This window comes from Azospirillum sp., assembly GCF_035628975.1.
In the GTDB taxonomy this organism is placed as follows: Bacteria; Pseudomonadota; Alphaproteobacteria; order Azospirillales; family Azospirillaceae; genus Azospirillum.
This window is the reverse complement of sequence record NZ_DASPIS010000003.1, coordinates 1-26,983: the sequence shown is the minus strand read 5'-3', so window position 1 is coordinate 26,983 and position 26,983 is coordinate 1. Positions and strand designations below refer to the sequence as shown.

Genomic DNA, 26,983 nt, shown 5'->3' with positions numbered 1-26,983 from the left:
AGACCGCAGTCACTTCTGCTGCTTCAATTGCTGCAGAACGGCGAACGGGTTCGGCTTTTCCGGCTCCTCCGCCACCTCTTCTTCGGCAGCCCCGCCTTCATCACCCTCGTCATAGCCCTCGAATTCCACACCCTCGGCATGCGGATAGGGGTCGAGGCCCAGAGACAGGTGCTGCGCGGTCAGTTCGCCGATGTCGATTCGGTTGTTCTCCATCGGCTCGGGGATGTCCTCGTCCGACAATGAGGGATCGAAATCGATCTCCAGTCCCAGGTCCTCGACCATCGAGGACGGAGCGAACAGCGCCTCGAAGCTCTCGCTGACATGGGCCGGCACCGGTTCCAGCGTGACGACGCAGGTCTGGACCACGTCGGCCTCCAGCTTGCCGGACACGCGGATCATCTGACCGCCGCGCACCGCGCGCAGCTTCACCGTGGCGGTCAGGCTGCCGATCGCCTCCAGTTCCAGCCGCTCGGCGAGCGCGCGGCGCTCCGTCTCCGTCGCCTCGATGGTCTCGGTCACGTCGGCGCGGCGCACCGTGTCTGCATTGACGATGCGCGAGAATTCCGGGGCCGGCAGGGCACCGTTCACAGGACTCATGGCGAAAGACTCTCTGATGAAACCAAGGCGGCGGTCGAAACGCGCGGGCTGGAGCAACCGGCACCCACCCGCATCGAGTCACATGCAGCCGCCGGCCGCGAAAGGCAAGCCCTCCGCGATCCCGGCGGCCCATAAGGCGCAGTATACTCAGGCGCAGTATATATAGTGTGCCGTCAGGCGGGCGCAGGGGCGAAGCGCAACTCGCCGCGCATCAGCGACTCCAGCGGCTGGGCATCGAGCGCCGCGGCGCAGGCCCGCACATAGGCGGCCATGGTGGGAAGCGCCCCGTCCGGCACCGGATCCACCGTCCCATAGAGGTTGTTGTCCAGCGCCACTTCCAGCCGGCCGTCGTCGGATTCGGCGAGCGCCTCGTCATAGGCGCGGATTCGCCCGGCCATGCCGCGCGCCATCGTCTTCACGCGCCGGGCGATGCCGCTGTCGCCGGCCCCCAGCTCCATGATCGACTTCTCAAAATCGTCGACCATCGTCTCGTAGAGGCGCTGCGACAGTTTGGCCGCCCCCGCCCCCTGCCCCTTCAGCCGGCGCATGACCAGGAACAGGTGCAGCGCCACCATCTCGAACCGGCCGTCCAGCGTATCCGGCACGCCGAGCCCGGCGTAGAAGCCCGGCTGGCGGGCCTGGGCGACGATGCCGGTGAACAGCCCGCCCACCGCCTCGGCATTGCGGGCGCGCGCGCCGCCGCCCAGGCCATTCAGCAGAGGACCCAGCAGGCGATCCATGAAGCTCTCAGACACGAACGGCAGCCCTTCCCCGATTCGGAGTCCCGTTGACAGGGCGAAGCGCCCGGTGCGATTGTCCCGCCTTAGCGACTATCCGCGCCAGCGGGCAGTCCTATGCCCCGCCGGCTCCATCATAGCCCGAGCACCATGACCAGATCGAACTTTTCCGCCCCGCGCGCCGTCATTCGCACCGCCCTTCTGGGAAGCGTCCTGTTCGCCGGCCTCGCTGCGGCCGGCTGCTCCCCCGTCGTCGCCACCCGCGGCAACCTGACGGATCCGCAGCTGGTGGCAGAGCTGCAGCCGGGCCAGAGCCGGCGCGACGACGTCGCCGCGGTTCTGGGCACGCCGACCTCGGTGGGCACCTTCGATCAGAATGTCTGGTACTACATCGGCCAGAAGACCGAGAAGACCGCCTTCTTCGAGCCGGAGGTGACGGAGCGCCGCGTGGTGATCGCCCGCTTCGACGACACCGGCGTCCTGCGCGAGATCAAGACGCTGGACAAGTCGAACGGCCAGGACATCGATCTGGTCGAGCGCTCGACGCCCACCGCCGGCCGCGAGATGGGCTTCCTGGAACAGATGATGGGCAACGTCGGCCGCTTCTCCGCCAAGGACACCAAGGGCAAGGGCCCCGGCAGCTGATCGCCTGACCGTTACCGTGCCCGTTTCATCCGACACCGACCGGCACTTCATGCGCGCCGCCCTGACGCTCGCCGCGCGCGGGCTGGGGCGGACTTGGCCGAATCCGGCGGTCGGCTGCGTGCTGGCCCGCGACGGCGCCGTAATGGGCCGCGGCTGGACCCAGCCCGGCGGCCGCCCCCATGCCGAGACGGAGGCGCTGGCCCGTGCCCGCATCCTCTCCGGCGGGGCGGAGGGGGCCACCGCCTACGTCACGCTCGAACCCTGCAACCACTACGGCAAGACGCCGCCCTGCGCCCTGGCGCTGGTGGAGGCGAAGGTGGCGCGCGTCGTCGTCGCCTGCCAGGACCCGGATCCGAGGGTTGCCGGCGGCGGACTGGCCCGCCTGCGCGACGCCGGGATCGAGGTCGTCACCGGCGTCTGCGAGGCCGAGGCGCTGGCCCTCAACGAGGGCTTCTTCAACCGCATCACGCTGGGCCGCCCGCTGGTCACGCTGAAAGTCGCCAGCACGCTGGACGGCCGCATCGCCACCCGCACCGGCGAGTCGCAATGGATCACCGGCCCCACCGCCCGCGCCTGGGGCCACCGCCTGCGCGCCAGCCATGATGCGATCCTTGTGGGCATCGGCACCGCGTTGGCCGACGATCCCGAACTGACCTGCCGCCTGCCCGGCCTTAGCGACCGCAGCCCGGTGCGCGTGGTGGTGGACAGCAGCCTGCGCCTGCCCCCTGCGGCCAAGCTCGCGACCGGCGCCGGACGCATCCCGACCTGGGTCGTCACCGGCCCCACCCCCGACTCTGCCCGTCTCGAGGCTCTGACGGCGCTTGGTGTCGAGGTGCTCCCCGTTCCTGCGGGTATGGACGGCCGCGTCGATCCCGCCGCCGCTCTTTCCGCCCTCGCTTCCCGCGGCATCACCCGCGTCCTGGTGGAGGGCGGTGCGGCGATGGCCGGCGCCTTGCTTGGCGCCGGACTGGTCGACCGGCTGGAGTGGTTCCGCGCCGCGTCGCTGATCGGCGGCGACGGGTTGCCGGCGGTTGCCGGCTTCGGAGTCGATGCGCTGTCGGCGATGGCCCGCTTCGAACGCACCGCGGTCCGCAGCGCCGGCGCCGATCTGGCCGAAAGCTATCGCCGCATCGCTTCCTAAGGATCGGTTTGGGCGTCGGTTCAGGCCACGCAACAGACCGTTGCGTTGCTTGCGGTGTCGCGCGCGCTTCCCCTGGCCGTGAAACCTGCTAAATTCGCCGCCATGTTCACCGGAATCATCACCGATGTCGGGCGCGTCCGGGCCGTGGAGCGGCAGGGCGACACCCGGTTCACCATCGAGACCGCCTTCGACACGGAGACGATCGCGATCGGGGCGTCCATCGCCCACAACGGCGTCTGTCTGACGGTCATCGAAAAGGGGCCGGGGACCTACGCCATCCAGGCGTCGGGGGAAACCCTGTCGAAGACGACGCTCGGCGGGTGGGAACCCGGCACGCGCGTCAACCTGGAACGCGCGCTGAAGGTCGGCGACGAACTGGGCGGGCACATCGTGTCCGGCCATGTCGACGGCGTCGGCCGGCTGCTGTCGATCCGTCCCGAAGGCGAATCGCTGCGCCTGACCTTCGAGGCGCCGGCCAATCTCGCCAAATACATCGCGCCCAAGGGCTCGGTCGCCATCGACGGCGTGTCGCTGACCGTCAACGAGGTCGACGGCAGCCGCTTCGGCGTCAACATCATCCCCCACACCCAGACCGCCACCACCTTCGGCGGGCTGAAGGAGGGCGATGCGGTCAATCTCGAAATCGATATGCTGGCGCGCTATGTCGCCCGGCTCGCGGGGCAGGAATGACGTCCGAGTTTCACCAATACCTGTCGACGGCCGAAGAGATCATCGAAGAGGCGCGTCAGGGCAGGATGTTCATCCTGGTCGACGACGAGGACCGGGAGAATGAGGGCGATCTGGTGATCCCCGCCTCCTGCGCCACGCCGGAAGCGGTGAACTTCATGGCCAAGCATGGCCGCGGCCTGATCTGCCTCACCATGGACCGACCGAACATCGAGCGGCTGCGCCTGCCGCTGATGGCTCAGCAGAACGCGTCGCGCCACCAGACCGCCTTCACCGTCTCGATCGAGGCGCGCGAAGGCGTGACCACCGGCATTTCGGCCGCCGACCGCGCCCGCACCATCGCCGTGGCTATCGACCCGGCGTCCGGCCCGCAGGACCTCGCCACCCCCGGCCACATCTTCCCGCTGCTGGCGCGTGACGGCGGCGTTCTGGTCCGCGCCGGCCATACCGAGGCGTCGGTCGACATCGCCCGGCTGTCCGGCCATTCCTCGTCGGCGGTGATCTGCGAGATCATGAACGACGACGGCAGCATGGCCCGCCTGCCGGATCTGGTGCAGTTCGCCCAGTTCCACGGGCTGAAGGTGGGCACCATCGCCGACCTGATCGCCTATCGCCGCCGCACCGAGACCATCGTCGAGCAGGTGCTGGCCGGCACGCTGGACAGCCGCTTCGGCGGCCGCTTCCAATCCTACGTCTACATCAACAAGATCCAGTATGCGGAGCACATCGCGCTGGTGCGCGGCGACATCTCCGGCGACGAGCCGGTGCTGGTGCGCATGCATGCCCAGTCGGTGCTGGACGACGTGCTGGGCGACCGCAACTCCGGCCGCGAAAACGACCTCCATGCCTCGATGGAGCTGATCGCCAAGGAAGGCCGCGGCGTCGTCGTGCTGCTGCGCGAACCGAACCCCAACGGCCTGTCCACCGTGCTGAAGGCCCGGCTGGAAGGCCAGTCCGGCAGCGCGCCGGAATTGCGCGACTACGGCATCGGCGCGCAAATCCTGCTGGATCTCGGCGTTCGCAAGATGGTGCTGCTCTCCAACCGCAAGAAGCCGATCATCGGGCTGGAGGGCTACGGCCTGACCGTGGTCGGCCACCGCGCCATCACTCCGGGTGCCGCCGACCCCGGCGACGATTGAGCAAGGGGCTGAACGCCGCCGGATGACCGACACGCCCCATATCATGGTCGTGGACGCCCGCGTCCACGAGGACATCGCCGATGAGCTGGCGCGCGGCGCCGTCGCGGAACTCGACCGCGCCGGCGCCACGCACATCCGCTACGGCGTGCCCGGCTGTCTGGAGCTTCCGGCGGCGATCATGTACGCCATCCGCTCCATGGACTTCTTCACCGCCCGCAGGCGTTTCGACGGCTACGTCGCACTGGGCTGCGTGATCCGGGGCGAGACGACGCGGTACGAAACGATCTGTGCCGAAAGCGCCCGCGGCCTGCAGGATCTTGCCCTGCGCTACAGTCTGGCGGTCGGAAACGGCATCCTGACGGTGGAAAACCGCGAGCAGGCCTGGGCGCGTGCCAATGTCGGATCGGTCAATATGGGGGGCCGCGCCGCACGGGCCTGTCTTGACATGATTGACCTGAAGCGCAAATTCCGCCTCTATCCGCGCTGATCCCGACATCTCCTCTCTTTTAGCGACTGCAGATCATGAGCAACGACGACGCGGGCAGCCCCGTGACACCCGATCACGCCCCCAAGGGCGGCGACTCCAAGGGCAAATCGAAGTCCCGCAAGAACAAGACCGGCGGCGGCTCCGCCAAGGCGCGCCGCAAGGCCGCCCGTCTGGCCGCGGCCCAGGCGCTGTACCAGATCGATCTAGCCCAGGCCCCGGTCGAGAATGTCGTCGGCGAGTTCGTCGCCCACCGGCTGGGCGAGGAGATCGACGGCGACAAGTTCGTCGCCGGCGATCCGCAGCTGTTCGCCGACATCGTCCGCGGCGTCGTCCACCGCCGGGCCGAGGTCGACGGGGTGCTGGGCGCCGCGCTCGACCCGCGCTTCCCGCTCGATCGGCTGGAACTGCTGCTGCGCGCCATCCTGCGCGCCGGCGCCTATGAGATCGCGGTCCATATGGACACCCACCCGCGCATCCTCATCAGCGAGTATGTCGACGTCGCCCGCGCCTTCTTCTCCGGCCGCGAGCCGGCGATGGTGAACGGTGTGCTCGACCATGTCGCCCGCGCACTGCGCGCCGACGACCTCGCCAAGCCCGACCCCGGCCGCGGTTCGGGCGAGGAGTAAACATGCGCACCCCCCCGCACTTTCGCCTCTCCCCCCTGGGGAGAGGTCGGACGGCGATAGCCGTCCGGGTGAGGGGGGCGGACCCTCGCCCGCTTGCGGGAGAGGGTGGCTGCGCCAGCAGCCGGGTGAGGGAACGCGCGTTTGCTGATCGTAGGATTCCGGCACACTCCACGCCTTGCATCCCCCTGACCCTGACCCTCTCCCCGGGGGGGAGAGGGGATTTGGGGCCACTCGCCCCATGACTACCCCCACCTTCGGCGAGTTCGGCCGCATTGCCCGGTTCTTCAAGCCGCTGGCCGCCGGGTTTCCCGGTGCCCGCGGCCTGCGGGACGATGCCGCCGTATTCGGCGTGCCGGAGGGACGGGAACTGGTGGTCACCACCGACGCGATGGTGGCCGGGGTGCATTTCTTTCCCGACGACGCGCCGGCCGACATCGCGGCCAAGCTGATGCGCAGCAACCTGTCCGACCTTGCCGCCATGGGGGCGGAACCGCTGGCCTACACGCTGGTCACCGCCCTGCCCCGCGGGCTGGACGAGTCCTGGCTGGAGGGCTTCGCGGCCGGCCTGGGCGAGGACCAGCGGCAGTTCGGCATCGCACTGGCCGGCGGCGATTCGGTCTCCACAGCCGGTCCGATCACGCTGTCGGTCACCGCCTTCGGGCTGGTTCCCACCGGCCGCGCCCTGCCGCGCTGGGGTGGGCGTCCGGGCGATCGCGTTTTCGTCACCGGTACCATCGGCGATGCCGCCCTGGGGCTGGAGATCGCCTATGGTCGGCTCGACATCCCGGATGAGGAAACCCGCGCCCATCTGCTGCACCGTATGCGCCGGCCGGACCCCCGCACGACGGTGGGGCCGCGCCTGATCGGGCTCGCCAGCGGCGCCATGGACGTGTCGGACGGGCTGGTCGCCGACCTCGGCCATCTCTGCGAGGAGTCGGGCTGCGCCGCCCTGCTGCGAGCCGGCACGGTGCCTCTGTCGGACGCGGCGCGTGGCGCCATCGACGACGATTCCGTCCGGCTGGCGCTCGCCATCACCGGCGGCGACGACTACGAGCTTCTGTTCACCGCTCCGCCGTCGGCCCGCGATGCGCTCGCCGCCCTCGCCGCGGACAGCGGGGTCGCCATCACCGAGATCGGCGAATTCAATCCCGGCCCTCCCGGCGAGGTCACGGTGCTGGACGCCGCCGGAGCCCCCTTGCCGTTGGCCCGCCGCGGCTGGGACCATTTCTGACCGCCTGTTACCCTCCCCGCTTCTTTAAGACAATCGAAAGCATGACCGGCGCAGGGTGCGGCGGTTCGGTGTCTGCGAAGGTGTGCTGCGGTGGTCAAGGCCCTGATCGTTCTCGTCCTGGGCATCGTGCTGCTGGGCGGCGCCAGTTTCGGCGGCTGGTTCGTCTATCAGAAATACTTCACCGAACATCCAGACGCGCCGCCGAAGAAGGTGGAGCCGCCGCCGAAGCCGCCCACCGCCTTCGTCCGCTTGGCCCCGCTGGTGGTGCCGATGATCGGCCCGTCCCGAGTCGAGCAGTTCGTGACCGTCGTCGTGGCGGTCGAGGTGCTTCTGGACAAGCAGCCGACGGCCCAAGCCAATCAGCCGCGCCTGACCGATGCCTTCCTGACCGCGCTTTACGGAGGCATCGCCGACCAGTCGATCCTCAACGGCGCTTTGGTCAATATTCCTGCCGTAAAGGCAAAATTGGTCGAGGCGGCCGGCAAAGTCATCGGCAAGGACGCCGTTCAGGACGTTCTGGTTCAGGCGGTTACGCAACGCAATCTCTGATCTGCCGCTTATTTGCCTGAAATCCGTGCCTATTGTGCAGTGCAGAAGACCAGGCCGCCCAGCAAAGGCGAGGACCCCCTACGGCCATTTCGCCGCGTCGCCTCTGACCGGCCGGCGGTTGCAAAGCGGCGGCACCGGGAGCATGCTTTTTCCGGGAATACTTGCGCCCGACTTCTCCCCCATTTGGTTACGGATGGGAGACAGCCTTTCCTGGGCGCGACCTTGAAATCAATCGGGGGATGCGATGGCTTTAGCGTTCATCGTCATCATCGCCGCCGGCCTGCTCGCGCTGGCCTACGGTTTTCGCACCGGAAAAGAAGTCATGGCCGCTTCGCCGGGGTCGGAGCGGATGCAGGCCATCGCCGCAGCGGTGCAGGAAGGGGCGCGTGCCTATCTGAACCGCCAATACACCACCATCGCCATCGCCGGCGCCGTCCTGCTGGTCATCCTGTGGGTGACGCTGGGCTTTCCGGTGGCCTTGGGCTTCTTGATCGGCGCCGTGCTGTCGGGCAGCGCCGGCTATGTCGGCATGAACGTGTCGGTCCGCGCCAACGTCCGCACGGCACAGGCCGCGACCAATGGACTGGCACCGGCGCTGGACATCGCCTTCAAGTCGGGGGCGATCACCGGCATGCTGGTGGTCGGGCTGGGTCTGCTGGGCGTCGGCGGCTATTTCGGCGTCCTGACGCTGATCTACCGGGTCAGCGACCCGGTGGAGGTCCGCACGATCCTGGAGGCGCTGGTTGCGCTCAGCTTCGGTGCGTCGCTGATCTCCATCTTCGCCCGGCTGGGCGGCGGCATCTTCACCAAGGGGGCGGACGTCGGCGCCGACCTCGTCGGCAAGGTGGAGGCCGGCATCCCGGAGGATGACCCGCGCAATCCCGCGGTCATCGCGGACAATGTCGGAGACAATGTCGGCGACTGTGCCGGTATGGCCGCCGACCTGTTCGAAACCTACGCCGTCACGATCGTCGCCACCATGTTGTTGGCGGCGATTTTCTTTTCCGGGGGCGGGTTGCGGCTGATGCTGATCTATCCGCTGCTGATCTGCGCGGTCTGCATCCTGGCCTCCATTGCCGGCACCTTCGCGGTGAAGCTGGGGGCCGACAACGCCATCATGAAGGCGCTGTACAAGGGGCTGATCGTCGCGGCAGGGCTGTCGCTGGTGCTGATCCTGATCGTCACCGCGATCCTGTTCGGCTTCACCCGCGCCATCCCCATGTCTGACGGCACCGCGATCACCGGCTTCAACCTGTTCGTCTCGGCCCTGGTCGGGCTGGGCGTCACCGGGCTGCTGGTCTGGATCACGGAGTTCTACACCTCCACGGCCTTCCGCCCGGTGCGCAGCGTCGCCAAGGCATCGGAAACCGGGCACGGCACCAATGTCATCCAGGGGCTGGCCGTGTCGATGGAATCGACCGCCCTGCCGGTAATCGTCATCTGTGCCGGCATCCTGATCGCCCATGGTCAGGCCGGCGTCTTCGGAATCGGCATCGCCGCCACGACGATGCTGGCGCTGGCCGGCATGGTCGTCGCGCTCGACGCCTATGGCCCTGTCACCGACAATGCCGGCGGCATCGCCGAGATGTCGGACATGCCCGCCAACATCCGCGTCACCACCGACGCACTGGACGCCGTCGGCAACACCACCAAGGCGGTGACCAAAGGCTACGCCATCGGTTCCGCCGGACTGGCGGCGCTGGTCCTGTTCGCGGCCTATGTCCAGGACCTGGGCCATTATTTCCCGAACGTACCGGTGGAGTTCCGGCTGAACGACCCCTATGTCGTCGTCGGCCTGCTGGTGGGCGGTCTTCTGCCCTACCTGTTCGGCGCCATGGGCATGACCGCCGTCGGCCGCGCCGCCGGGTCGGTGGTGGTGGAGGTGCGCCGCCAGTTCCGCGAGATCCCCGGCATCATGGAGGGCACCGCCAAGCCCGATTACGGCCGGGCGGTGGACATGCTGACCCGTGCGGCGATCAAGGAGATGGTGATCCCCTCGCTGCTGCCGGTGCTGGCCCCCGTGGTTCTGTATTTCGTCATCGCCGCCATCGGCGGTCAGGCGGCGGGATTCGCCTCGCTGGGCGCGATGCTGCTGGGGACCATCGTCACCGGCATCTTCGTCGCCATCTCGATGACGTCCGGCGGCGGCGCCTGGGACAATGCCAAGAAATACATCGAGGAGGGCAACCACGGCGGCAAGGGCTCCGACGCGCACAAGGCGGCGGTGACCGGCGACACCGTCGGCGACCCCTACAAGGACACCGCCGGCCCGGCGGTGAACCCGATGATCAAGATCACCAACATCGTGGCGATCCTGCTGCTGGCGATCCTGGCACAGTTCGGGTGATGAAATGGAGGGCGGGGAGCCATGTACTCTCCGCCCTCGCGCGAGTGCCGATGTGTCCAAAATGTGGTCTGGCAGCCACGGCCCTCGGCCGTCATCCCCGCGCAGGCGGGGATCCAGGAAGCTCCGCAATGAAGCGGCTGAAACGGCTGGATTCCCGCCTTCGCGGGAATGACGGCTTGGAAAGGTCACGCCTGAATTTCTCAAGAACCAAAAGACCAGCCAGCCCCCACCATTTCACATCCCCGGCGACGCCTCCGGCGCCAGCTGCTCCACGAACTCGTTGAAGTCGGACGCTTCGCGGAAGTCCTTGTAGACGGAGGCGTAGCGGATGTAGGCGACCTGATCCATCGTCTGCAGCGCCTCCATGATCTTCTCGCCGATCTGCTTCGACGGAATCTCACTTTCGCCGGAGGACTCCAACTGGCGGACCATGCTGTTCACCACCCGGTCGATACGGTCGGCATCGATCGGGCGCTTGCGCAGCGCGATGCGCATCGACCGCAGGAGCTTCTCGCGGTCGAAGGCTTCGCGCTGGCCATTGCTCTTCACCACCGTCAGTTCGCGCAGTTGCACGCGTTCGAAGGTGGTGAAACGGGCGCTGCAACTGGGACAGAAGCGCCGCCGGCGGATTGCCGAGTTGTCTTCGGTCGGGCGCGAGTCCTTGACCTGGGTGTCCTCGTTTCCGCAGAACGGGCAGCGCATCTCTTTATTTCCCCGTCGATTACAGCGTGGGATAGATCGGGAACTGACGGCACAGGCCGCGCACGCGCTCGCGCATCGCCGCCTCCACCGCCGTGTTGTCGCCGGAGTTGCTGGCGGCCAGCCCGTCCAGCGTCTCGACGATCATCTCGCCGACCTGCTTGAACTCGGCGGTGCCGAAACCGCGGGTGGTCGCCGCCGGGCTGCCCAGACGGACGCCGGAGGTGATCATCGGCTTCTGCGGGTCGAAGGGCACGCCGTTCTTGTTGCAGGTCATGCCGGCATGCTCCAGGCTGGCTTCCGCCGCCTTGCCGGTCAGGTTCTTCGGACGCAGGTCGACCAGCACGATGTGGCTGTCGGTGCCGCCCGACACGATGTCCAGCCCGCCGGCGATCAGCGTCTTGGCCAGGATCTGGGCGTTGTCGACCACCGCCTGGGCGTAGGTCTTGAACTCCGGACGCAGCGCTTCGGCGAAGGCCACCGCCTTGGCGGCGATGACATGCATCAGCGGACCGCCCTGCAGGCCGGGGAACACCGCCGAATTGATCTTCTTGGCGATGTCTTCCTTGTTGGTCAGCACCATGCCGCCGCGCGGGCCGCGCAGCGTCTTGTGGGTGGTGGTGGTGACCACGTCGGCATAGGGGAACGGGTTCGGATAGACGCCGCCGGCGATCAGGCCGGCATAGTGGGCAATGTCCACCATAAAGATGGCGCCGACCTCGTCCGCGATGGCGCGGAAACGCTCATAGTCCAGAACGCGCGGATAGGCGGAGCCGCCGGCGATGATCAGCTTCGGCTTGTGCTCGCGGGCCAGCGCCTCGACCTGGTCGAAGTCGATCAGGTGGTCGTCCTTGCGGACGCCGTACTGCACGGCCTTGAACCACTTGCCCGACATGTTCGGAGCGGCGCCGTGGGTCAGGTGGCCGCCGGCGGCCAGCGACATGCCCAGCACGCAGTCGCCCGGCTGCAGCAGGGCCAGCAGCACCGCCTGGTTGGCCTGGGAGCCGGAGTTGGGCTGAACGTTGGCGAACTCGCAGCCGAACAGCTTGCAGGCGCGCTCGATCGCCAGGTTCTCCGCCACGTCGACGAACTCGCAGCCGCCGTAGTAACGCTTGCCCGGATAGCCTTCGGCATACTTGTTGGTCAGGACCGAGCCCTGCGCCTCCAGCACCGCCTGCGAGACGATGTTCTCGGACGCGATCAGTTCGATCTGCTCCTGCTGGCGGACCAGCTCGTCGCGCACCGCGCGGGCCAGTTCGGGATCGGTCTCGGCAAGCGAGGCGGCGAAGAAGCGGCCGATCTCGGCGGTGTTGCTGCTGGTCATGGCGGAAGGTTCCTCATCGCAGGGCATGAAGCGGTCCGGGCGGCCCGGACTGGCGGCTTCCATGCTGGTCGGTCCGGGTTCTGTCGCGCCCCGGTTGCGGGCCTCTGCGGCCGAATGCTGGGCCAGGATAGGGCGGCGCCGGCGGCGCGCTCAGCCCATCTTGGCGATGCGGCGGCTGTGCCGCTCACCGCCTTCGAATTCGGCCTTCAGGAAGGCGTCCACGCAATCCTTGGCGATTTCCGGCCCGATGATGCGGGCGCCCAGCGCGATCACGTTGGCGTCGTTGTGCTCGCGCGACAGGCGCGCGGTGGTGACGTCATGGACCAGGGCGGCACGGATGCCGGGATGGCGGTTGGCTGCGATGCTGATGCCGATGCCGCTGCCGCAGATCAGCACGCCCCGCTGTGCCCGGCCGTCGGTGACGGCGGCTGCCAGCGCCGCGGCGAAATCCGGGTAGTCGACCGAAGCCGGACCGTCGGTGCCGAGATCGAGGACGGTGTAGCCGGCGGCCTCCAGTTGCCGGGCGATCTGAGCCTTCAGCTCGTAGCCGGCGTGATCGGAGGCGAGTGCCACAGTGCTGACGGTCATGACGACGGAAACTCCGGTGCGTGCGGTCGCGGGTGCGATGATGGGCGAAGCGGCGAAAAGACGCCCGCACCCTACCAGATGTCGGTGCAAACCGCCACAGCCACACCATGACGTGGATGCATGGCTAGGATCGGGGCTAGGATCGGGGCGGGGTCCGGCCCGCTTGGACGGACCTGTCGCATCGGTCCCGCCCCCTCCCCGCCGGCCTCAATCGGTTCCGAGCGGCGCGGCACCCCAACTCCCGCGAAAGTTTAGACACGGTTTTCACCCCTTCGTTGCCGAACCGTGGAAGCAAGGGAGATAACCGATTCGTTATAGGAGTGGGAAATCAGCCAATTACCGCATCCCTGTCGTCGGAAAATCGCAAGCCGGCGCTTACTAGACGCCCCTTAAAGCCGCGACACAGCCACGACGCGATGACGGTTTTCAGCGAAAGCTGATTTGCACCTTGCTCCTTTGTTCTGAATTGCAAGAGCAACTAATTTGACGCTTGCCGAAATTATATTGACACCCAAATCACGGTATGCAACTTGGTTCGTACGGACAAATGAAAAACCAGGACACAGTGCAATGAGCGACCAGCTTCGCGCCGATGTACCGGACAATGCGCTGCTGCGGATGACCGCCGACATCGTATCGGCGTATGTCAGCAAGAACGTGTTGCCTGCTCAGCAAATCCCCGACGTGATCAATACGGTCTACTCGTCGCTGACCGGACTGAATGGTCAGCCCCGCGAGGTCGCGGCGGAACCGCTGAAGCCGGCCGTTCCGATTCGCAAGTCGGTGACGCCCGAATACATCGTCTGCCTGGAAGACGGGAAGAAGTTGAAGATGCTGAAACGGCACCTTCGCTCGACCTACAACATGTCGCCGGACGAGTACCGCGCCCGTTGGGGACTTCCGCCCGACTATCCGATGGTCGCGCCGAACTATGCCGCGCAGCGTTCGGAATTCGCCAAGCGCATCGGCCTGGGCCGCAGCTCCGGCCGCCAGACCCGCCGCAAGGCCGGCTGAACGAGTAAAGTCCGTATGCAACGCGGGCCGGTCCCTGCCGGGATCCGGCCCGTGTGCGTGTCCGGCCGGTACAGGCCATATCGGATTGATTGAAGACGCGACCGACTCTCACGGTCGCCATTGGTCGGCGTCAAGAACCGGCACAATGTTCGGGCCCACCCGGCCGGCGGGCGGCGCGTCTCAGTTGGCGCAGCCCTTCCGGCCCGACAGGCGGCAGTTGAAGCGGTCGACATTGCGGCTCAACTCGCGCCCCGTGGCGATATTCTCGTCATTCAGGCAAGTCAGGTAGGCCATCGACTTGTCGACATACTCCTTTACCTCGCCCTGGCAGGACGACATCCTGTCGGCGCTGAGGAAGGTAGCCTGATCGTCCATGCACAGTGGTACACCCGGCTTCAGGCAACCGGCGGCCGGCGTCGTCGGCTGGGGAGCCGTGGAAAGCGGCGCCGCGTTGGCCGGGCCGGCCTGCTTGTCGCCGCCGGACCGCGGACCCGCCTGCCCGCCATGTCCTTGTCCGCCCTGCACCGGCCCGGCGGCGATCGCCGCCTGGGAAGCCAGCAGGGTTGCCGCCAGCGCCGTCCACATGAATGACACGCGCAGGAAAGCCGTCACACGAACCATGGCCTCGATCCTCTGGTGTTTCGGTCCTTTGCTCCGGAGAACAGCCGACCCCGCAAGGCCGGTCCGGAAGCGATCCGCCCAAATCCGCCGATCGCGATCCGAACGGACGGCGCGGAAGAACGCCCTTCTTATGCGCCATTCGTTCAGCGATGCGCGGTTCTACAAGCGTTACACCCCCTGCGCCAGTGCCAACGGGCAGGCATAGGTCTACTGTCGGGGTCGAGCGGTTCGCTCTACGACCGGCGATCCGGCGTTACAGCCTGGACCGTCGGCGGGGGCATGCCGGCGCTCACCATCAGCAAAGCCAGACTTCGATCCGCGCCGTCCGGTCCCGACCGGCGGCGCGTTTTCTTTTTTCCGATCGCGCTTTCCGATCGCGCTTTCCGATTTCTGGCCCCGCTCGAAGGTCAGTAGAGCCCGCCCGGCCGCGTCTTGGTGCCCGGCTTCTGGCCCGGCGCCGCCTTGGCTTCCTTGTTCTGGCCCCCCTTGTTCTGAACAAAGCGCAGTTTGTTGATCGCCGTCCGCTTCAGCAGTTCCTGGCTGCCGGTGGCCGGACCGGCCACGGTCACCTCCACGCCGGTCTGGGCGTCGATGGCTGTGACCCGCAGATAGCTGCCGACCCGCTGAAACTCGAACAGAACCTCGCCGTCCCCATTGCCTGCCGTCATATGAACCCTCCTTCGGCACCCATTCGCCTGCCCATTTGCCCGATGGCCAGTCCCCGTTCGAGACCGCAACACCCGGCCGTCGCCGCTGTTGTCCACGCTGCCGATCCGGCGCGCAGGAGCTCCCTGCTCCGCAAACGCCCGCCGGACGGACATCCACAGCGAGGAAGGACCGTCACCATGGCTGCCAAGACGATGCAGGATCTGCTGATCGAGGATCTCCGCGACATTTACCACGCCGAGAAGCAGATCACGAAGGCCCTCCCCAAGATGATCAAGGCCGCCCATTCCGACCAGCTCCGCCAGGCCTTCGAAACCCACCTCGAACAGACCAACGGCCAGATCGAGCGGCTTCAGCAGGTCTTTGAGGAACTGGACACCCGTCCCCGCGGCAAGCATTGCGACGCGATGGAGGGGCTGATCAGCGAAGCCCAGGAAATCCTCGAAATGGGCCTCGCCCCGGAGGTGCAGGACGCCGCCCTGATCGCCGCCGCCCAGAAGGTGGAGCATTACGAGATCGCCAGCTACGGCACGCTGCACGCCTATGCCACCGCCTGCGGCCTGGACAAGGTCGCCCAGCTGCTGGACGAGACCCTTCAGGAAGAGAAGGACACGGACTCGCTGCTGAACAAGCTGGCCATCGGCGACGTCAACAAGAAGGCCATCGCCGCCAGCGGCAAGAAGGCCGCCTGACGAACGCGCCTATGCGCTGACCGGCCGCATCAGGGCCGACCCCAGGGGCCCGGGGCCAAGGTTGCAAGCACCGCGCCGGACCGGTAGGATTCAACACCCTCCGGTCCTTCGCGGTGCTCCTTGATGCGCAGCCTTCAGCCTGCCGATTTCCTTTCGAACAGCACGCCGGCCCGCTGCTTTTCCGGCGCCGCCCGCGCCGCTCTGGCCCGCGTCGCCCTGGTCGGAGTGCTGTCGCTGGCCGGCGTCCTGACGGCCGCCTTGCCCGCGTCCGCGGCCGAAGGGGCGCCGGGCGCCCTGCCCCCGTCGGTGCGGATCAAGCCGCTGATGGTTCCGGTGGTGAACGCCGGCCGGATCGAGAAATACACCCAGGTGGAAGTGAACCTGGAGATCGGCGACGCCCTGCGGCTGGGAGAGGTGCAGCTGAGCATTCCCCGTCTGCACGACGCCGTGCTGACCGCCATCTACAAGGGCATCGACGAGGGCTGGATCGTCCGCGGCAACATCGCCAACGTCCCGGCCCTGCGCCGCCGCATCGACGAATCGGTGGTCGCCATGTTCGGCAAGGACGTGGTCACCCGCATCCTGATCACGCCGATCGCGCGCCAGTCGTCGCTGCAGTAACCCGCTTCCAACCTTTTCTCCTCAAGAGGATCGAGTCGTCATGGCCGTCGTCTTCGTCGCGCGCAGCGCCGCCCTGACCAAATGGGCGTCCGACGTCGGACAGGGAAAGCACATCTTCAAGCTGGGCGTCGCCGAGGATGAGGCGGCGGTCAAATCCGCCGTCGCCGCCGGCTGGGGCGGCGAGACCGACTGGAAGCTGATCGAGTCCAAAGAGGTCGACGGGCTGGACGAAGAGACCGCGCTGGCCCGTCTCGGCCGGCGCGAGAAGGTGATCGACCCCACCTACTACCCGCGTCTGAAGGGCGCCGCCGGCGTCTTCCGCATCGCCATGACCAATGTGCAGAACAGCCTGCTGGTCGCCAAGGCGATGACCGCCGACGAGCCGCTGACCGAGGTGAAGGTCAAGCCCAAGGACATCGCCGACTACATGATCCGCAACGCGATCGCCTGACCGGTACGCCGTCCCAATGTCCAGTCCGCCCATCCGCCGCGTCGCATTCGACGCGCTCGGCCTTCGCGAACTCCATGACCTGCTGGCCCTGCGCAGCCGGGTGTTCGTGGTCGAGCAGGCCTCGCCCTATCCCGACATCGACGGCCGCGATCCCGGCGCCCTGCACCTGATCGCCACCGACGCGTCCGGCGCCGTCGTCGGCTGCGCCCGCTGTCTCGATCCCGAAGAGGAAGGCCCGGATGCCCCGGTCTCCTTCGGGCGGCTCGCGGTCGATCCGTCGCAGCGTTCCACCGGACTGGGGCGCGCACTCGTCGCCGAATCCCTGGCGGTGCTGGCGGAGCGCTGGCCGGAGCGCGACGTGGTCATCGGTGCACAGCAGCATCTGGAGCGTTTCTACGGCGCCTTCGGCTTCGTCCGCATCACCGAGTCCTACGACGATTTCGGGATTCCCCACATCGACATGCGGCTGCGTCGCTGATCCAGGCTGTCGCCAAGTCGATGCGACACTTTGACCTATCCATCCCCCTGTATCGCAAATAACGCGTTCCTCGGCTGCAGGACGGCGCCGGACCGTTGCTGCCGCTTGACCTGGAAAACTGGTATAGCCTCTATGTAATAGACCGAAAATTTCGACATACGTAAAATTTTCGATGATCGGAATCAGGGCCGCCGCCGTATCAGACGGAACATTCGATCGGGTTAGAAACTCACCCGTTCGGGTCCAATTCCTTGGGCGAGGCGATTGTCCGCGCACGCAAGTAGCCCATTCGGTCACATGAGGCGCAATAAGATGTCCTGGTTCATCAACCTTCGTATCGGCGGAAAGCTTCTTGCCGCCTTTGCCGCCCTGATCACCATCACCGGCATCATCAGCATCGCCAACTATTCGACCTTATCTTCGATCCAGTCCTCGATCGGCTGGACGATCCACACCTACCGGGTGCTACAGACCACCGATGCGGTGCTGGCGGCGATGATCGACCAGGAAACCGGCCTGCGCGGCTATCTGGTCAGCAGCGACGATGCGTTCCTGGCCCCCTATCGCAAGGGCGGGCAGGACTTTGACCGCGCGCTGGCGGAGGTGAAGTCGCTGACCGCCGACAATCCGCAGCAGCAGGCCCGGCTGGAGGATCTGCGCAAGCACGCCGAAACCTGGCGCCGGACCGTGGCCGAGAAGGAAATCGCCCTGATGTCCAAGGCCGAAACGCGCGAGGAAGCCCGCGCGATGGAGGCCAAGGCGCTCGGCAAATCGTCGATGGACGGCATCCGCGCGCTGGTGGTGCAGATCGAGGATGCGGAACGTGCGCTGTTGAGCGAGCGGAGTGCCGAACAGCGGTCTGCCTTCTCCACCGGCTACACAACCGCCATCGTCGGCGCGCTCGCCTCCGTACTGGTCGCCATCGCCGCCGGCATGCTCCTGCGCGGCGCCATCGCCAGCCCGATCGTCGCCATGACCGCCGCGATGAGCCGGCTGGCCGGCGGCGACCGGTCGGTCGAGGTTCCCGGCGTCGGCCGCGGCGACGAGGTCGGCGCCATGGCCGAGGCCGTCGACGTGTTCAAGCGCAACGCCATCGAGGCCGACCGCCTCGCTGCCGCCCAGCGCGCCGAGGAGGAGGCCAAGGCCCGCCGCGCCGCCCGGCTCGAAGAGCTGACGCGCGCCTTCGAAAGCAATGTGACCGCGGTGGTCCAGAGCCTGTCGGGTGCGGCCACCCAGATGCAGCAGTCTGCCGGAACGCTGACCTCCACCGCCGACGAGACCAACCGCCAGAGCACCACGGTGGCATCGGCCGCCGAACAGGCCTCCGCCAACGTCCAGACCGTCGCCGCGGCGGCGGAAGAGCTGTCCTCCTCCATCGCCGAGATCGGCCGTCAGGTCTCGCAATCGACCCGCGTCGCCGAGCAGGCGGTCAGCGGCGCCGGCCGCGCCAACACCGTCGTCTCCAGCCTTGCCGAAGGCGCCCAGAAGATCGGCGAGGTGGTTGACCTCATCAACAACATCGCGGCGCAAACCAATCTGCTGGCGCTGAACGCGACCATTGAGGCCGCCCGCGCCGGCGAAGCCGGCAAGGGCTTCGCCGTGGTGGCGAGCGAGGTGAAGAGCCTCGCCAACCAGACCGCCAAGGCGACCGAGGACATCACCGGCCAGATCGCCACCATTCAGGGCGCCACCCGCGAGGCCGTCGCCGCCATCGACGAGATCGGCCGCATCATCACGGAGATCAGCCAGATCTCTGCGACCATCGCCTCTGCGGTGGAACAGCAGAGCGCCGCGACCCAGGAAATCAGCCGCAACGTGCAGGAAGCCGCGCAAGGCACCCAGCAGGTGACCAGCAACATCGTCGGCGTCACCCGCGCCGCCGGCGATACCGGCCGCGCCGCCGGGGAGGTCCGCAGCGTCGCCGACCACCTCAGCAGCGAATCCACCCGCCTGCGCCAGGAGGTGGAGAGCTTCCTGGGCGGGGTGAAGGTGGCGTGACCTGTTGGGGGAGGAGGGCGCGTTTTGCCCCTGCTTTTGCCCCCTCCCCATCCCTCCCCCGCCCTTGGCGGTGGAGGGGGTAGGACACTTGTCAGCGTGACGAATCTGCCAAAGCGGCGGCAGTCCCCTCTCCCTCGAAGAGGGGGAGGGTTAGGGAGGGGGCAAAGCGGTGCCCGCCCCCACGCTCAATGCGACAGCAGCAGCGGCACCGGGCAGGTGCGCAGGACGTGCCGGGTCCCGCTGCCGCGGTGCAGGAACGGGAAGCCGTAATGGCCGTGGGCGCCCATCACCAGCAGGTCGGCGCCGGTGTCCATGGCGCGGGCCAGAAGCGCATCCATCGCGCCGATGTCGGTGACGGTGAAATGCGTTTGCTCCGCCGTCACGCCATGGAAGGCGAGATGGTCGAGCAGCCCGACCCGCGGCGCCTCCGGTGCGGAGCCCGAGGCCTGGGTGAGAACCGTGATCACCGTCACCTCGTCGGCCTTCTCCAGCATCGGCATGGCGTCGGACAGGGCGCGGGCGGCCTCGCGCTCGGCGTTCCAGGCGACGGCGACGCGCTTGCCGATCACCGGGAAGCGGCCGGCATAGGGAACGACCAGAACCGGACGGCCGGAGTTCAGCACCACCTGCTCGTTCAGTTCCTCCGGCGCCGCCTGCGATCCGGCCTCGCGATCATACTGGCCCAGCACGGTCAGGTCGGCGAAGCGCGACCAGATGATCACCTCGCGGATGACGTGGTTGTATTCGCCGTGGGTCAGGCCGTGCCATTGGCCCTGCAGACCGGCCGCCGCCAGCTTCTCCCGGAACAGTGCCTCGCTGCGTGCCGAGGCTTCGACCAGATGGTCGCTCGACCGGCGGGCGATCACGCTGGTGGCGTTGCGGTCGCCCTGGGCGAACAGCCCGCGCAGGAAAGCGCCGTGGCGCTGCGCCAGCGCGATGGCGGCGTCGAGCCGCGCCTCGACATGCGGGCTGCTGTCGAGGTGGACGAGAATGTGCTTGTAGGTCATGCGGACCCTCCCGGAATGAAGTGCGATGTCTTTCGACGTCTGCCGTTCTCCACCGGACCGATCAGTGGTCTGGCGGATTGTTTCATATGCATCATGTTGAACCGCATGGCATTCGTCCAGCCTGCGGTGGACGGTCTGCGGTGAAAGGTCGCAACCGCCCAGCCGGCCGGATGCCGTCCGGTCAGGCGTCTCGGAACCGCCCATAGGTGTAATGTGCGGCGCAAGCCCCTTCGGCCGAGACCATGCAGGAGCCCATCGGATTCTCCGGCGTGCAGACGGTGTCGAACAGCTTGCAGTCGACCGGCCGCTTCACGCCGCGCAGGATGGAGCCGCAATCGCAGCCCTTGTGGTCGGGAACGCTGGCACCGGCGATGGGGAAGCGCCGTTCGGCGTCGAAGGCGGCGTAGGCGTCCCGCAGCTTCAGCCCGCTGTGCGGGATGCTGCCCAGGCCGCGCCATTCGAAGGACGGGCGCGTCTCGAAGATTTCGGCCACCAGCGCCTGGGCCTTGCGGTTGCCGTCGGCGGTGACGGCGCGGGTGAACTGGTTCTCCACCTCCGCCCGCCCGTCGTTGATCTGGCGGACCAGCATCAGGATCGACTGCAGCACGTCCAGCGGTTCGAATCCGGAGATCACCACCGGCTTGCCATGCTCCGCCGCGGCCGGGGCATAGGCTTCCGACCCGATGACGACCGACACATGGGCCGGGCCGACGAAGCCGTCCAGCGACAGTCCCTCCTCCGTGCCTGACAGGATGCCCTGGATGGCCGAGGGGGTCAGCACATGGTTGCAGAAGACGGTGAAGTTGGTCAGCCCCTGCGCCGCCGCGGCCCGCACCGCCAGCGCGGTGGGCGGGGTCGTCGTCTCGAAGCCGATGGCGAGGAACACGACCTGGCGGCCCGGATTCTCCGCGGCGATGCGCACCGCGGCGTCGGCCGACACCACCATGCGGACATCGGCGCCCTGCGCCTTGGCTTTCAGCAGGCTGAGCCGTCCCGATCCGGGCACGCGCATGACGTCGCCATAGGTGCACAGCGTCACCTCCGGCCGGCGGGCAAGCGCGATGGCATCGTCGATCCGCCCCACCGGCAGAACGCAGACCGGGCAGCCCGGCCCATGGATCATGCGGACGTTGCTTGGCAGAAGATCGGGGATGCCGTAGCGGGAAATGGCGTGGGTGTGCCCGCCGCAGAACTCCATTAGATGATAGGAGCGGTCGGCCCGAACCTCCCGCGCGATGGCGGCGGCGACGTTGCGGGCAAGGACCGGATCACGGAACTCTTCGACATACTTCATGGTCGCTCCCTCTGCCCCGCCATTTCACCCGCAACACTGACCGTTTGCGTTGATACGGATCAAGGGGAGTGTCTGTCATGGGCGGCCTTTCGCCTCCGCCCTTCTTCAGGCTTCGACCTTCTCCTGGTCTTTCAGCGCCACCCAGATCGCATCGAATTCCGCATGGCGGGCGGCGAACAGGGCGAGCAGGCGGGGGTCGAAATGCACCTTGGGGTCCAGCCGGTCGTCGCCGTTCAACAGGATGTCCACCGTCTTCTCATGGCTGAAGGACGGCTTGTAGGGACGGGCGCTGCGCAGGGCGTCGTAGCAGTCGGCGATGGCCACGATGCGGGCGGCGAGCGGGATCTCCTCGCCCTTCAGCCCGTGGGGATAGCCGGTGCCGGCCCACTGCTCGTGATGGCACAGCGCGATGTCCGCGGCCATCTTCAGCCGATCGGACGCAATCAGGATGTCGTGGCCGTAAACGGGATGGCGCTGCATCTCCGCCAGTTCACGTTCGTCCAGCCGACCCTTCTTGTGCAGAACCGCCTGATCGACGCTCATCTTGCCGACATCGTGCAGGGCGGCGGAAAAACGGATTTCCTTGCAGAAGGCGCGGCTGCAGCCGGCCCAGCCGGCAAGCGCGTAGGAATATTCGTTGACGCGCAGGATGTGGTTACCGGTGTCCTCGTCATGCACCTCGGCGGCGCGGGCCAGCAGGTTGACCGACACCATGAAGGCGCGTTCCGTCTCCGCCTGCAGTTCCGCGACGCGGCGGCGCTCCCTGGTCAGGGCGCGGTTGCGCTCGGTCAGCCGCTCCAGCGTCGCGGCACGCTCCAGGGCACGGCCGACGATGTGGTTGACCGGGGCGATCATCTGCTCATGGTCGGACAGGAAGGCCGGCGGCCCCGCCTCCCCCGGCACCGGCCGGCGATTGATCAGCTGCACCACCCCGATGGGCCGGTCGCGGGCCCCCTTCAGCGCAAAGGCCATGATCGAGCGGGTGCGGAAGCCTGTGCGCTGGTCGAAGGCGGGATTGAATCGGTAGGGCCGCTCCTCCGGAATCACGTAGGCGTCGTCGAGCAGCAGCGTCTCGCCGGTGGCCGCGACATAGCCGACGATGGAGGTCTGGTCCACCGGCATCGTGAACAAGGCGGATTTGGCGCGGATCACGTCGTTCTGGGCGCTGACCGCTTCCAGATGGCGGCTTCGCCCCTGCCCGCGCAGCATGAAGACCGTTCCGGCCTCTGCCCCCGTCACCTCGCGGCATTTGCGCAGCACGCGGTCGCTCAGCGCGCGAAGCGACTGATTCGGCGCGCTCTCGATGAACTCCATGAACTGGACGACCAAACTCACAGCGCGCCCTCCCCCGGTGCGCGAAGAGATTACCCCAATCGTCGCAGTTCGAAGAAGAGCCTTGCACTTTAAAAAGTTACGACACGATCACAGGTCACAGCTCTTCGGCTGCAATTTCGCGCTTACGGGGCCATCCAGCCGCCGGCCCACAGCCAGACCGCCGCCACCGCCATCGACAGCAGCGCCATCGGCACGCCGCAACGGGCATGCTCGACGAAGCCCAGCCGGACGCCGGACGCCGCCGCCCGTTCCGCCACGATGATGTTGGCGAGGCTTCCCGGCAGCAGCAGGTTGCCGGCCAGCGTCGACAGCAGCGCCAGCCCGTACAGCGCCCCTTCCGGCGGGTTCGGCCAAGCGGCCAGCAGCAGGATCACCGCCGGCACGTTGCCGATGCTGTTGCTGCCGGCGAGCGCCAGCGGCACCATCACCGCCAGCCGGTCGGGCAGCCACCCCGCCGCCTGGAGGTCGCCGACCAGCGCCGCCGGGATGCCGGTCAGGCCCAGCGCATGGTTGACGGCGAACAGGGCCGCGAACAGGACCAGCAGGTGCCAATCGACCATGCCCAGCATGTCGCGGCTGGCCATGCGCCGGCTGACCATCATCACGCCGGCCACCAGCAGCACCGAATGCTCCTGCGGGATGTCGCGGGTGAACAGCACCAGCAGCGCCAGCGTCGCCGCCACCGCCTTGCCCAATTGCCAGCGGTCGAGCGGCACCGGCGCCACCTCCCTGCCCGCCTCCACCCCTTCGGGCTCGCCGAAGCGGCCGCGCCAGACCAGCCAGACGGTGGCGTAGACGATCAGCATGGCGGCCAGCGCCGGACCGCCGCACACCGCCAGGAAGCGCCAGAAATCGAGATGCCCGACCTGCCCGATCAGGATGTTCTGCGGGTTCCCGATCACCGTCGCCGCCGATCCGGCATTGGCTGCACCCGCCAGCGCGATCAGGTAGGGCCGCGGGTCCAGCTTGCGCGCCAGCAGGCCAAGGCACAGCATCGGCGTCATGGCGAAGACGACCACGTCGTTCGCCAGCACCGCCGACAGCCCGCCGGCGACCAGCACGATCACCGCCAGCAGCCGCGCCGGCGACCGCGCCGCCTGCGCCACCTTCAGCGCGCACCAGTCGTAGAAGCCGCTGCCGGCATATTGCGCCGACAGGATCATCAGCCCCAGCAGGATGAAGATCGTCGGAAAATCGACCGCCTCCACCAGCTGGCCGGTGTCGAGCGCCCCGATCGCCAGCAGCAGGATGGCGGCGACCAGCGCGATGCCGGTTCGGTCGATGCTGAGACCGGGAAAGCGGCCCAGCGCCATGCCCAGATAGGTGGCGCCGAACAGGATCAGGATTGTGGCCGTCATTCTATCGGAGGGATTCAGTTCAGGGAGATCAGGCCAGGGAGATCGTCCTGCCCTCGCGCGCGGCGAAGCAGTTGGGAAACTCGGCCTTCGCCGCTGCTTCGATCCGTTCCATGGTGGCGTCGTCGTGGTCGGGATCGTGGTGGAACAGGCCCAGCGTCTTCACATGGGCGGCGCGGGCGATCCGCACCGCCTCCATCCAGGTGGAATGGCCCCAGCCGACGCGCTGCGCCCACTCGTCGTCGGTGTAGGTCGAATCGTAGAGCAGCAGGTCGACCCCATCCACCAGGTTCAGGATGTTGCGGTCGGGCTGGTCCGGCACATGCTCGGTGTCGGTGACATAGGCGAGCGAGTGCCCCTGATACTCGATGCGGTAGCCGGTGGCGCCGTCCGGGTGGTTCAGCGCCGCCGTGTGGATGCGCACCCCGCCCTCCAGCTTGAAGCTGTGGCCGGGCGGCACCTCCAGGAAGCTGAGGTCGCCGCCCATCGTGCGCAACGGCACCGGGAACAGCGGACGCTCCATCTGGCGCGCCATCACCGACTCGATGTCCGGGCTGCCGGTGAGATGGCCGGAGATCACCCGCAGGCTGAATCCCTTGGTGTAGGCCGGTGCGAAGAAGGGAAAACCGCTGATGTGGTCCAGGTGGGTATGGCTCAGCAGCAGCGTGGCGCTGGTCACTCCCTCGGCCAGCAGCTTGCGCCCCAGCGCGCGCAGACCAGTTCCCGCGTCGATGATAATGCACTGCTTGCCGGCCCGCACCTCGACGCAGGAGGTGTTGCCGCCGAAGCCTAGATGCGAGGCCATCGGGCAGGGGATCGTGCCGCGCACGCCCCAGAAGGTAACCGTAAAGCCCATTCCCCCGCCTCCAGAGCGCCGGTTCGCGCCGTCTCAACCCCTTTGTCGGCCGAGTTTAGCGCGATTCACCGCCATGTACACGATGGTGGTGCCGTAGAAGCCTTGGGAGGAAGTTGAAGCGGGCTTGCCCCCTCCCCGACCCTCCCCCGCTCGCGCGGGAGAGGGGGCTGAGTGCAAGAAGGGCGGGGTTCCCTCTCCCACTGTAAGGTGGGGGAGGGTTAGGGAGGGGGCAAGCCGCGATCCCAGACTTTCCTCACACCTTGTAGGCCAGCCGCAGCCCGCCCCAATGGCGGCCGCGCACCGTGACGGGCGCGGAGACGTCCTTCATCAGGGCGTACTTCCCGCCGCCCATGTCGCGGCGGTAGGTCTGCAGCAGGAAGGGCTTGGTGTTGCGGCCGGCGGCCAGCCCGACGCGGTCGTTGAAGAGGCGCCGGTTGCGGCAATTGGCGGCGTTCCACACCGGGTCGCGCCCCTGCGGCTGGCTGAATTGCCGGTTGTGGGTGGGCAGATAGCCGTTGTCGTCCACCGCCGCGCAGAAGACGATCCGGCCGCTGGAGGACAGCACCGGTTCCTGGATGCCGGGCAGCAGGCGGTCGCACAGCTGGGTGAAGCGGGTCATCACCTGCTGGGGATCCGATCCGGCGACCGGCTGGTAGCTGCGGTCGAACAGATCGGCCTCGCTGATGTCGCCGCGGGCCAGCGCCTCCTCGAAGGCGGCGGACACCTTGGCGGCGGCGTCCTTCACCGCGGCGATGAATGGAGTGTCGACCGTCTCGATGTTCAGCTCCGCGGTGACGCCGATCAACCGCTCGCTCATGCCGACCAGGTTGTTCACCCGGTCGCGGGCCTGGGCCAGGTTGTCGCTGGACAGCTTCACGCCGGCGGCCAGATCGGCGATCTCGTGCTCCAGCTCGCCGCAGTTGGCGCCGATCTCGGCGGAGGCGGCGTCGATCTTGTCGGTCTCGCCGTTCAACTCGCGCATGGCGCGTCCGACCGTCTCGATCACCGTGCCGATGGCGGTCGTGCCCTCGCTGACCGCACGGGCCTTGGCGGCGCTGGCGGCACTTTCGGTCATCAGGCGCTGGGCCTGCTCGTTGAGGTACTTCAGCGTCGCGTCGATCTCCGTCGTCGCTTCGCTGGTCTTGGTGGACAGCGACTTCACCTCGTTGGCGACCACGGCGAAGCCGCGCCCGGCATCGCCGGCCCGCGCCGCCTCGATTGTGGCGTTAAGCGCCAGCAGGTTGGTCTGCTTGGCGATGGTGAAGATCTCCTTGGCAACCTTGCCGACGCGGTCCAGCGCGTCGCGCAGCCCGGCGATCTGCCCCTCGATTCCCGTCACCGAGGACACCAGCGCATGGATGTCGGACAGCGACCGCTGCACCCGGTCGTGCGAGCTGTCGACCTCCTGCCGGGCCTGTTCCGTCACCGACCGCGCGACCGACGAGGCTTCGGAGATGCGCTGCGTGCTGCGCGACATCTTGGCGCCGGTGTCCCGCAACTGCGTGAAGACCTCCGACTGGTGGGTGACGCGGGCGTTCACATCCTCGATGTGGCCGGCGATGTCCGCGATCTCGATGCCGAGATTGCCGGCTTCCGTCGCGATGTCCGCGATCAGATGCGGCCGAAGCGTAAAGCTTCCATCCATTATGCCCACCATTCTTGCTGTTTTATAACCGAGCGCTTTCTCCCAAGCACTATTATTGCGCTTTTGAGACATGTTCGCAACGAACCGGCGGTCCGAGACGGGCCCGGCACCCCCTGTCCTTTGGTAGGATACCTTTAGGAGAGGCTACGCCCG

28 protein-coding genes are annotated in these 26,983 nt (G+C 67.5%); 15 read left to right on the top strand and 13 right to left on the bottom strand.

Translation table 11 applies throughout. The features are described from left to right. Window positions 1–9: 9 nt before the first annotated feature. A complete protein-coding gene (locus VD964_RS00770) occupies window positions 10–597 on the bottom strand; it encodes a DUF177 domain-containing protein (RefSeq protein WP_324864537.1) in 588 nt (195 codons plus the stop codon). Window positions 598–770: 173 nt separating this feature from the next. Beyond that, window positions 771–1,337, bottom strand: a complete 567-nt coding sequence (locus VD964_RS00765) for a ubiquinol-cytochrome C chaperone family protein (protein WP_324864535.1) — start codon at window positions 1,335–1,337, stop codon at window positions 771–773. A gap of 147 nt (window positions 1,338–1,484) precedes the next feature. Between VD964_RS00765 and VD964_RS00760 the strand changes: the two genes are divergently transcribed. The 9 genes from VD964_RS00760 (at window position 1,485) to VD964_RS00720 (ending at window position 10,186) form a co-directional block, all read left to right on the top strand. Then, complete coding sequence (locus VD964_RS00760) at window positions 1,485–1,979, top strand: outer membrane protein assembly factor BamE (protein WP_324864533.1); 495 nt, start codon at window positions 1,485–1,487, stop codon at window positions 1,977–1,979. A 16-nt stretch (window positions 1,980–1,995) separates the two neighbouring features. Beyond that, on the top strand, window positions 1,996–3,120 hold the full coding sequence (ribD, locus tag VD964_RS00755) for a bifunctional diaminohydroxyphosphoribosylaminopyrimidine deaminase/5-amino-6-(5-phosphoribosylamino)uracil reductase RibD (protein ID WP_324864531.1): 1,125 nt from the start codon (window positions 1,996–1,998) through the stop codon (window positions 3,118–3,120). Between the two features lie 102 nt (window positions 3,121–3,222). Beyond that, a complete protein-coding gene (locus tag VD964_RS00750; RefSeq protein ID WP_324864529.1) occupies window positions 3,223–3,810 on the top strand; it encodes a riboflavin synthase in 588 nt (195 codons plus the stop codon). Then, window positions 3,807–4,946: a 3,4-dihydroxy-2-butanone-4-phosphate synthase gene (gene ribB / locus VD964_RS00745; protein WP_324864527.1), complete on the top strand. Its 1,140-nt coding sequence runs from the start codon at window positions 3,807–3,809 to the stop codon at window positions 4,944–4,946. Before VD964_RS00750 ends, ribB begins: the two co-directional genes overlap by 4 nt. A 22-nt stretch (window positions 4,947–4,968) precedes the next feature. Further along, the gene (gene ribH, locus VD964_RS00740; RefSeq protein ID WP_324864525.1) at window positions 4,969–5,433 is read left to right on the top strand and encodes a 6,7-dimethyl-8-ribityllumazine synthase; all 465 of its coding nucleotides are present in this window, start codon (window positions 4,969–4,971) and stop codon (window positions 5,431–5,433) included. A 35-nt stretch (window positions 5,434–5,468) separates the two neighbouring features. Beyond that, the gene (gene nusB / locus VD964_RS00735) at window positions 5,469–6,059 is read left to right on the top strand and encodes a transcription antitermination factor NusB (RefSeq protein WP_324864523.1); all 591 of its coding nucleotides are present in this window, start codon (window positions 5,469–5,471) and stop codon (window positions 6,057–6,059) included. A 238-nt stretch (window positions 6,060–6,297) separates the two neighbouring features. Continuing rightward, window positions 6,298–7,290: a thiamine-phosphate kinase gene (gene thiL, locus VD964_RS00730; protein ID WP_324864521.1), complete on the top strand. Its 993-nt coding sequence runs from the start codon at window positions 6,298–6,300 to the stop codon at window positions 7,288–7,290. A gap of 90 nt (window positions 7,291–7,380) precedes the next feature. Next, complete coding sequence (locus tag VD964_RS00725; RefSeq protein WP_324864519.1) at window positions 7,381–7,839, top strand: hypothetical protein; 459 nt, start codon at window positions 7,381–7,383, stop codon at window positions 7,837–7,839. 244 nt (window positions 7,840–8,083) lie between these two features. Beyond that, window positions 8,084–10,186, top strand: coding sequence for a sodium-translocating pyrophosphatase (locus VD964_RS00720; protein WP_324864517.1), 2,103 nt, complete (start codon window positions 8,084–8,086; stop codon window positions 10,184–10,186). Window positions 10,187–10,420: 234 nt separating this feature from the next. Here VD964_RS00720 and nrdR read toward each other — a convergent pair whose 3' ends face one another. The 3 genes from nrdR to rpiB form a co-directional block, all read right to left on the bottom strand. Beyond that, a complete protein-coding gene (gene nrdR / locus VD964_RS00715; protein WP_149223257.1) occupies window positions 10,421–10,888 on the bottom strand; it encodes a transcriptional regulator NrdR in 468 nt (155 codons plus the stop codon). 19 nt (window positions 10,889–10,907) lie between these two features. Next, window positions 10,908–12,209, bottom strand: coding sequence for a serine hydroxymethyltransferase (gene glyA, locus VD964_RS00710; protein ID WP_149223256.1), 1,302 nt, complete (start codon window positions 12,207–12,209; stop codon window positions 10,908–10,910). A gap of 150 nt (window positions 12,210–12,359) precedes the next feature. Next, window positions 12,360–12,797 carry a ribose 5-phosphate isomerase B gene (gene rpiB, locus VD964_RS00705; RefSeq protein ID WP_111065895.1) on the bottom strand — a complete coding sequence of 146 codons (438 nt, stop codon included), beginning with the start codon at window positions 12,795–12,797 and terminating at the stop codon, window positions 12,360–12,362. A 570-nt stretch (window positions 12,798–13,367) separates the two neighbouring features. On the opposite strand from rpiB, the gene VD964_RS00700 reads away from it, so the two are divergent. Continuing rightward, the gene (locus tag VD964_RS00700) at window positions 13,368–13,811 is read left to right on the top strand and encodes a MucR family transcriptional regulator (protein WP_014247241.1); all 444 of its coding nucleotides are present in this window, start codon (window positions 13,368–13,370) and stop codon (window positions 13,809–13,811) included. Between the two features lie 180 nt (window positions 13,812–13,991). Here the strand turns inward: VD964_RS00700 and VD964_RS00695 are convergent, their stop codons facing one another. After that, a complete protein-coding gene (locus VD964_RS00695; RefSeq protein ID WP_324864511.1) occupies window positions 13,992–14,432 on the bottom strand; it encodes a hypothetical protein in 441 nt (146 codons plus the stop codon). A gap of 407 nt (window positions 14,433–14,839) precedes the next feature. Continuing rightward, window positions 14,840–15,100: a DUF6898 family protein gene (locus VD964_RS00690; RefSeq protein ID WP_324864509.1), complete on the bottom strand. Its 261-nt coding sequence runs from the start codon at window positions 15,098–15,100 to the stop codon at window positions 14,840–14,842. Between the two features lie 177 nt (window positions 15,101–15,277). On the opposite strand from VD964_RS00690, the gene VD964_RS00685 reads away from it, so the two are divergent. From VD964_RS00685 to VD964_RS00665, 5 genes are all read left to right on the top strand, one after another. Further along, window positions 15,278–15,790, top strand: a complete 513-nt coding sequence (locus VD964_RS00685) for a ferritin-like domain-containing protein (RefSeq protein WP_149223252.1) — start codon at window positions 15,278–15,280, stop codon at window positions 15,788–15,790. 123 nt (window positions 15,791–15,913) lie between these two features. Further along, window positions 15,914–16,411 (top strand): hypothetical protein, encoded by a 498-nt coding sequence (locus VD964_RS00680; protein ID WP_324864505.1) that lies wholly within the window; start codon window positions 15,914–15,916, stop codon window positions 16,409–16,411. Between the two features lie 40 nt (window positions 16,412–16,451). Further along, a complete protein-coding gene (locus tag VD964_RS00675) occupies window positions 16,452–16,862 on the top strand; it encodes a hypothetical protein (RefSeq protein ID WP_324864503.1) in 411 nt (136 codons plus the stop codon). A gap of 16 nt (window positions 16,863–16,878) precedes the next feature. Continuing rightward, window positions 16,879–17,340 (top strand): GNAT family N-acetyltransferase, encoded by a 462-nt coding sequence (locus VD964_RS00670; RefSeq protein ID WP_324864501.1) that lies wholly within the window; start codon window positions 16,879–16,881, stop codon window positions 17,338–17,340. Between the two features lie 312 nt (window positions 17,341–17,652). Beyond that, on the top strand, window positions 17,653–19,338 hold the full coding sequence (locus VD964_RS00665) for a methyl-accepting chemotaxis protein (RefSeq protein WP_324864499.1): 1,686 nt from the start codon (window positions 17,653–17,655) through the stop codon (window positions 19,336–19,338). 185 nt (window positions 19,339–19,523) lie between these two features. On the opposite strand, the gene VD964_RS00660 is transcribed toward VD964_RS00665, so the two are convergent. From VD964_RS00660 to VD964_RS00635, 6 genes are all read right to left on the bottom strand, one after another. Further along, window positions 19,524–20,345, bottom strand: a complete 822-nt coding sequence (locus tag VD964_RS00660; protein WP_324864497.1) for a universal stress protein — start codon at window positions 20,343–20,345, stop codon at window positions 19,524–19,526. Between the two features lie 181 nt (window positions 20,346–20,526). Continuing rightward, window positions 20,527–21,639: a hydrogenase formation protein HypD gene (hypD, locus tag VD964_RS00655; protein ID WP_324864495.1), complete on the bottom strand. Its 1,113-nt coding sequence runs from the start codon at window positions 21,637–21,639 to the stop codon at window positions 20,527–20,529. 105 nt (window positions 21,640–21,744) lie between these two features. Continuing rightward, window positions 21,745–22,974, bottom strand: a complete 1,230-nt coding sequence (locus VD964_RS00650; protein WP_324864493.1) for an HD domain-containing phosphohydrolase — start codon at window positions 22,972–22,974, stop codon at window positions 21,745–21,747. Window positions 22,975–23,096: 122 nt separating this feature from the next. Next, window positions 23,097–24,332 (bottom strand): SLC13 family permease, encoded by a 1,236-nt coding sequence (locus VD964_RS00645; RefSeq protein ID WP_324864491.1) that lies wholly within the window; start codon window positions 24,330–24,332, stop codon window positions 23,097–23,099. Window positions 24,333–24,360: 28 nt separating this feature from the next. Beyond that, window positions 24,361–25,185 carry an MBL fold metallo-hydrolase gene (locus tag VD964_RS00640; RefSeq protein ID WP_324864489.1) on the bottom strand — a complete coding sequence of 275 codons (825 nt, stop codon included), beginning with the start codon at window positions 25,183–25,185 and terminating at the stop codon, window positions 24,361–24,363. Window positions 25,186–25,438: 253 nt separating this feature from the next. Next, window positions 25,439–26,830 carry a methyl-accepting chemotaxis protein gene (locus VD964_RS00635; RefSeq protein WP_324864487.1) on the bottom strand — a complete coding sequence of 464 codons (1,392 nt, stop codon included), beginning with the start codon at window positions 26,828–26,830 and terminating at the stop codon, window positions 25,439–25,441. Between the last annotated feature and the right edge of the window lie 153 nt (window positions 26,831–26,983).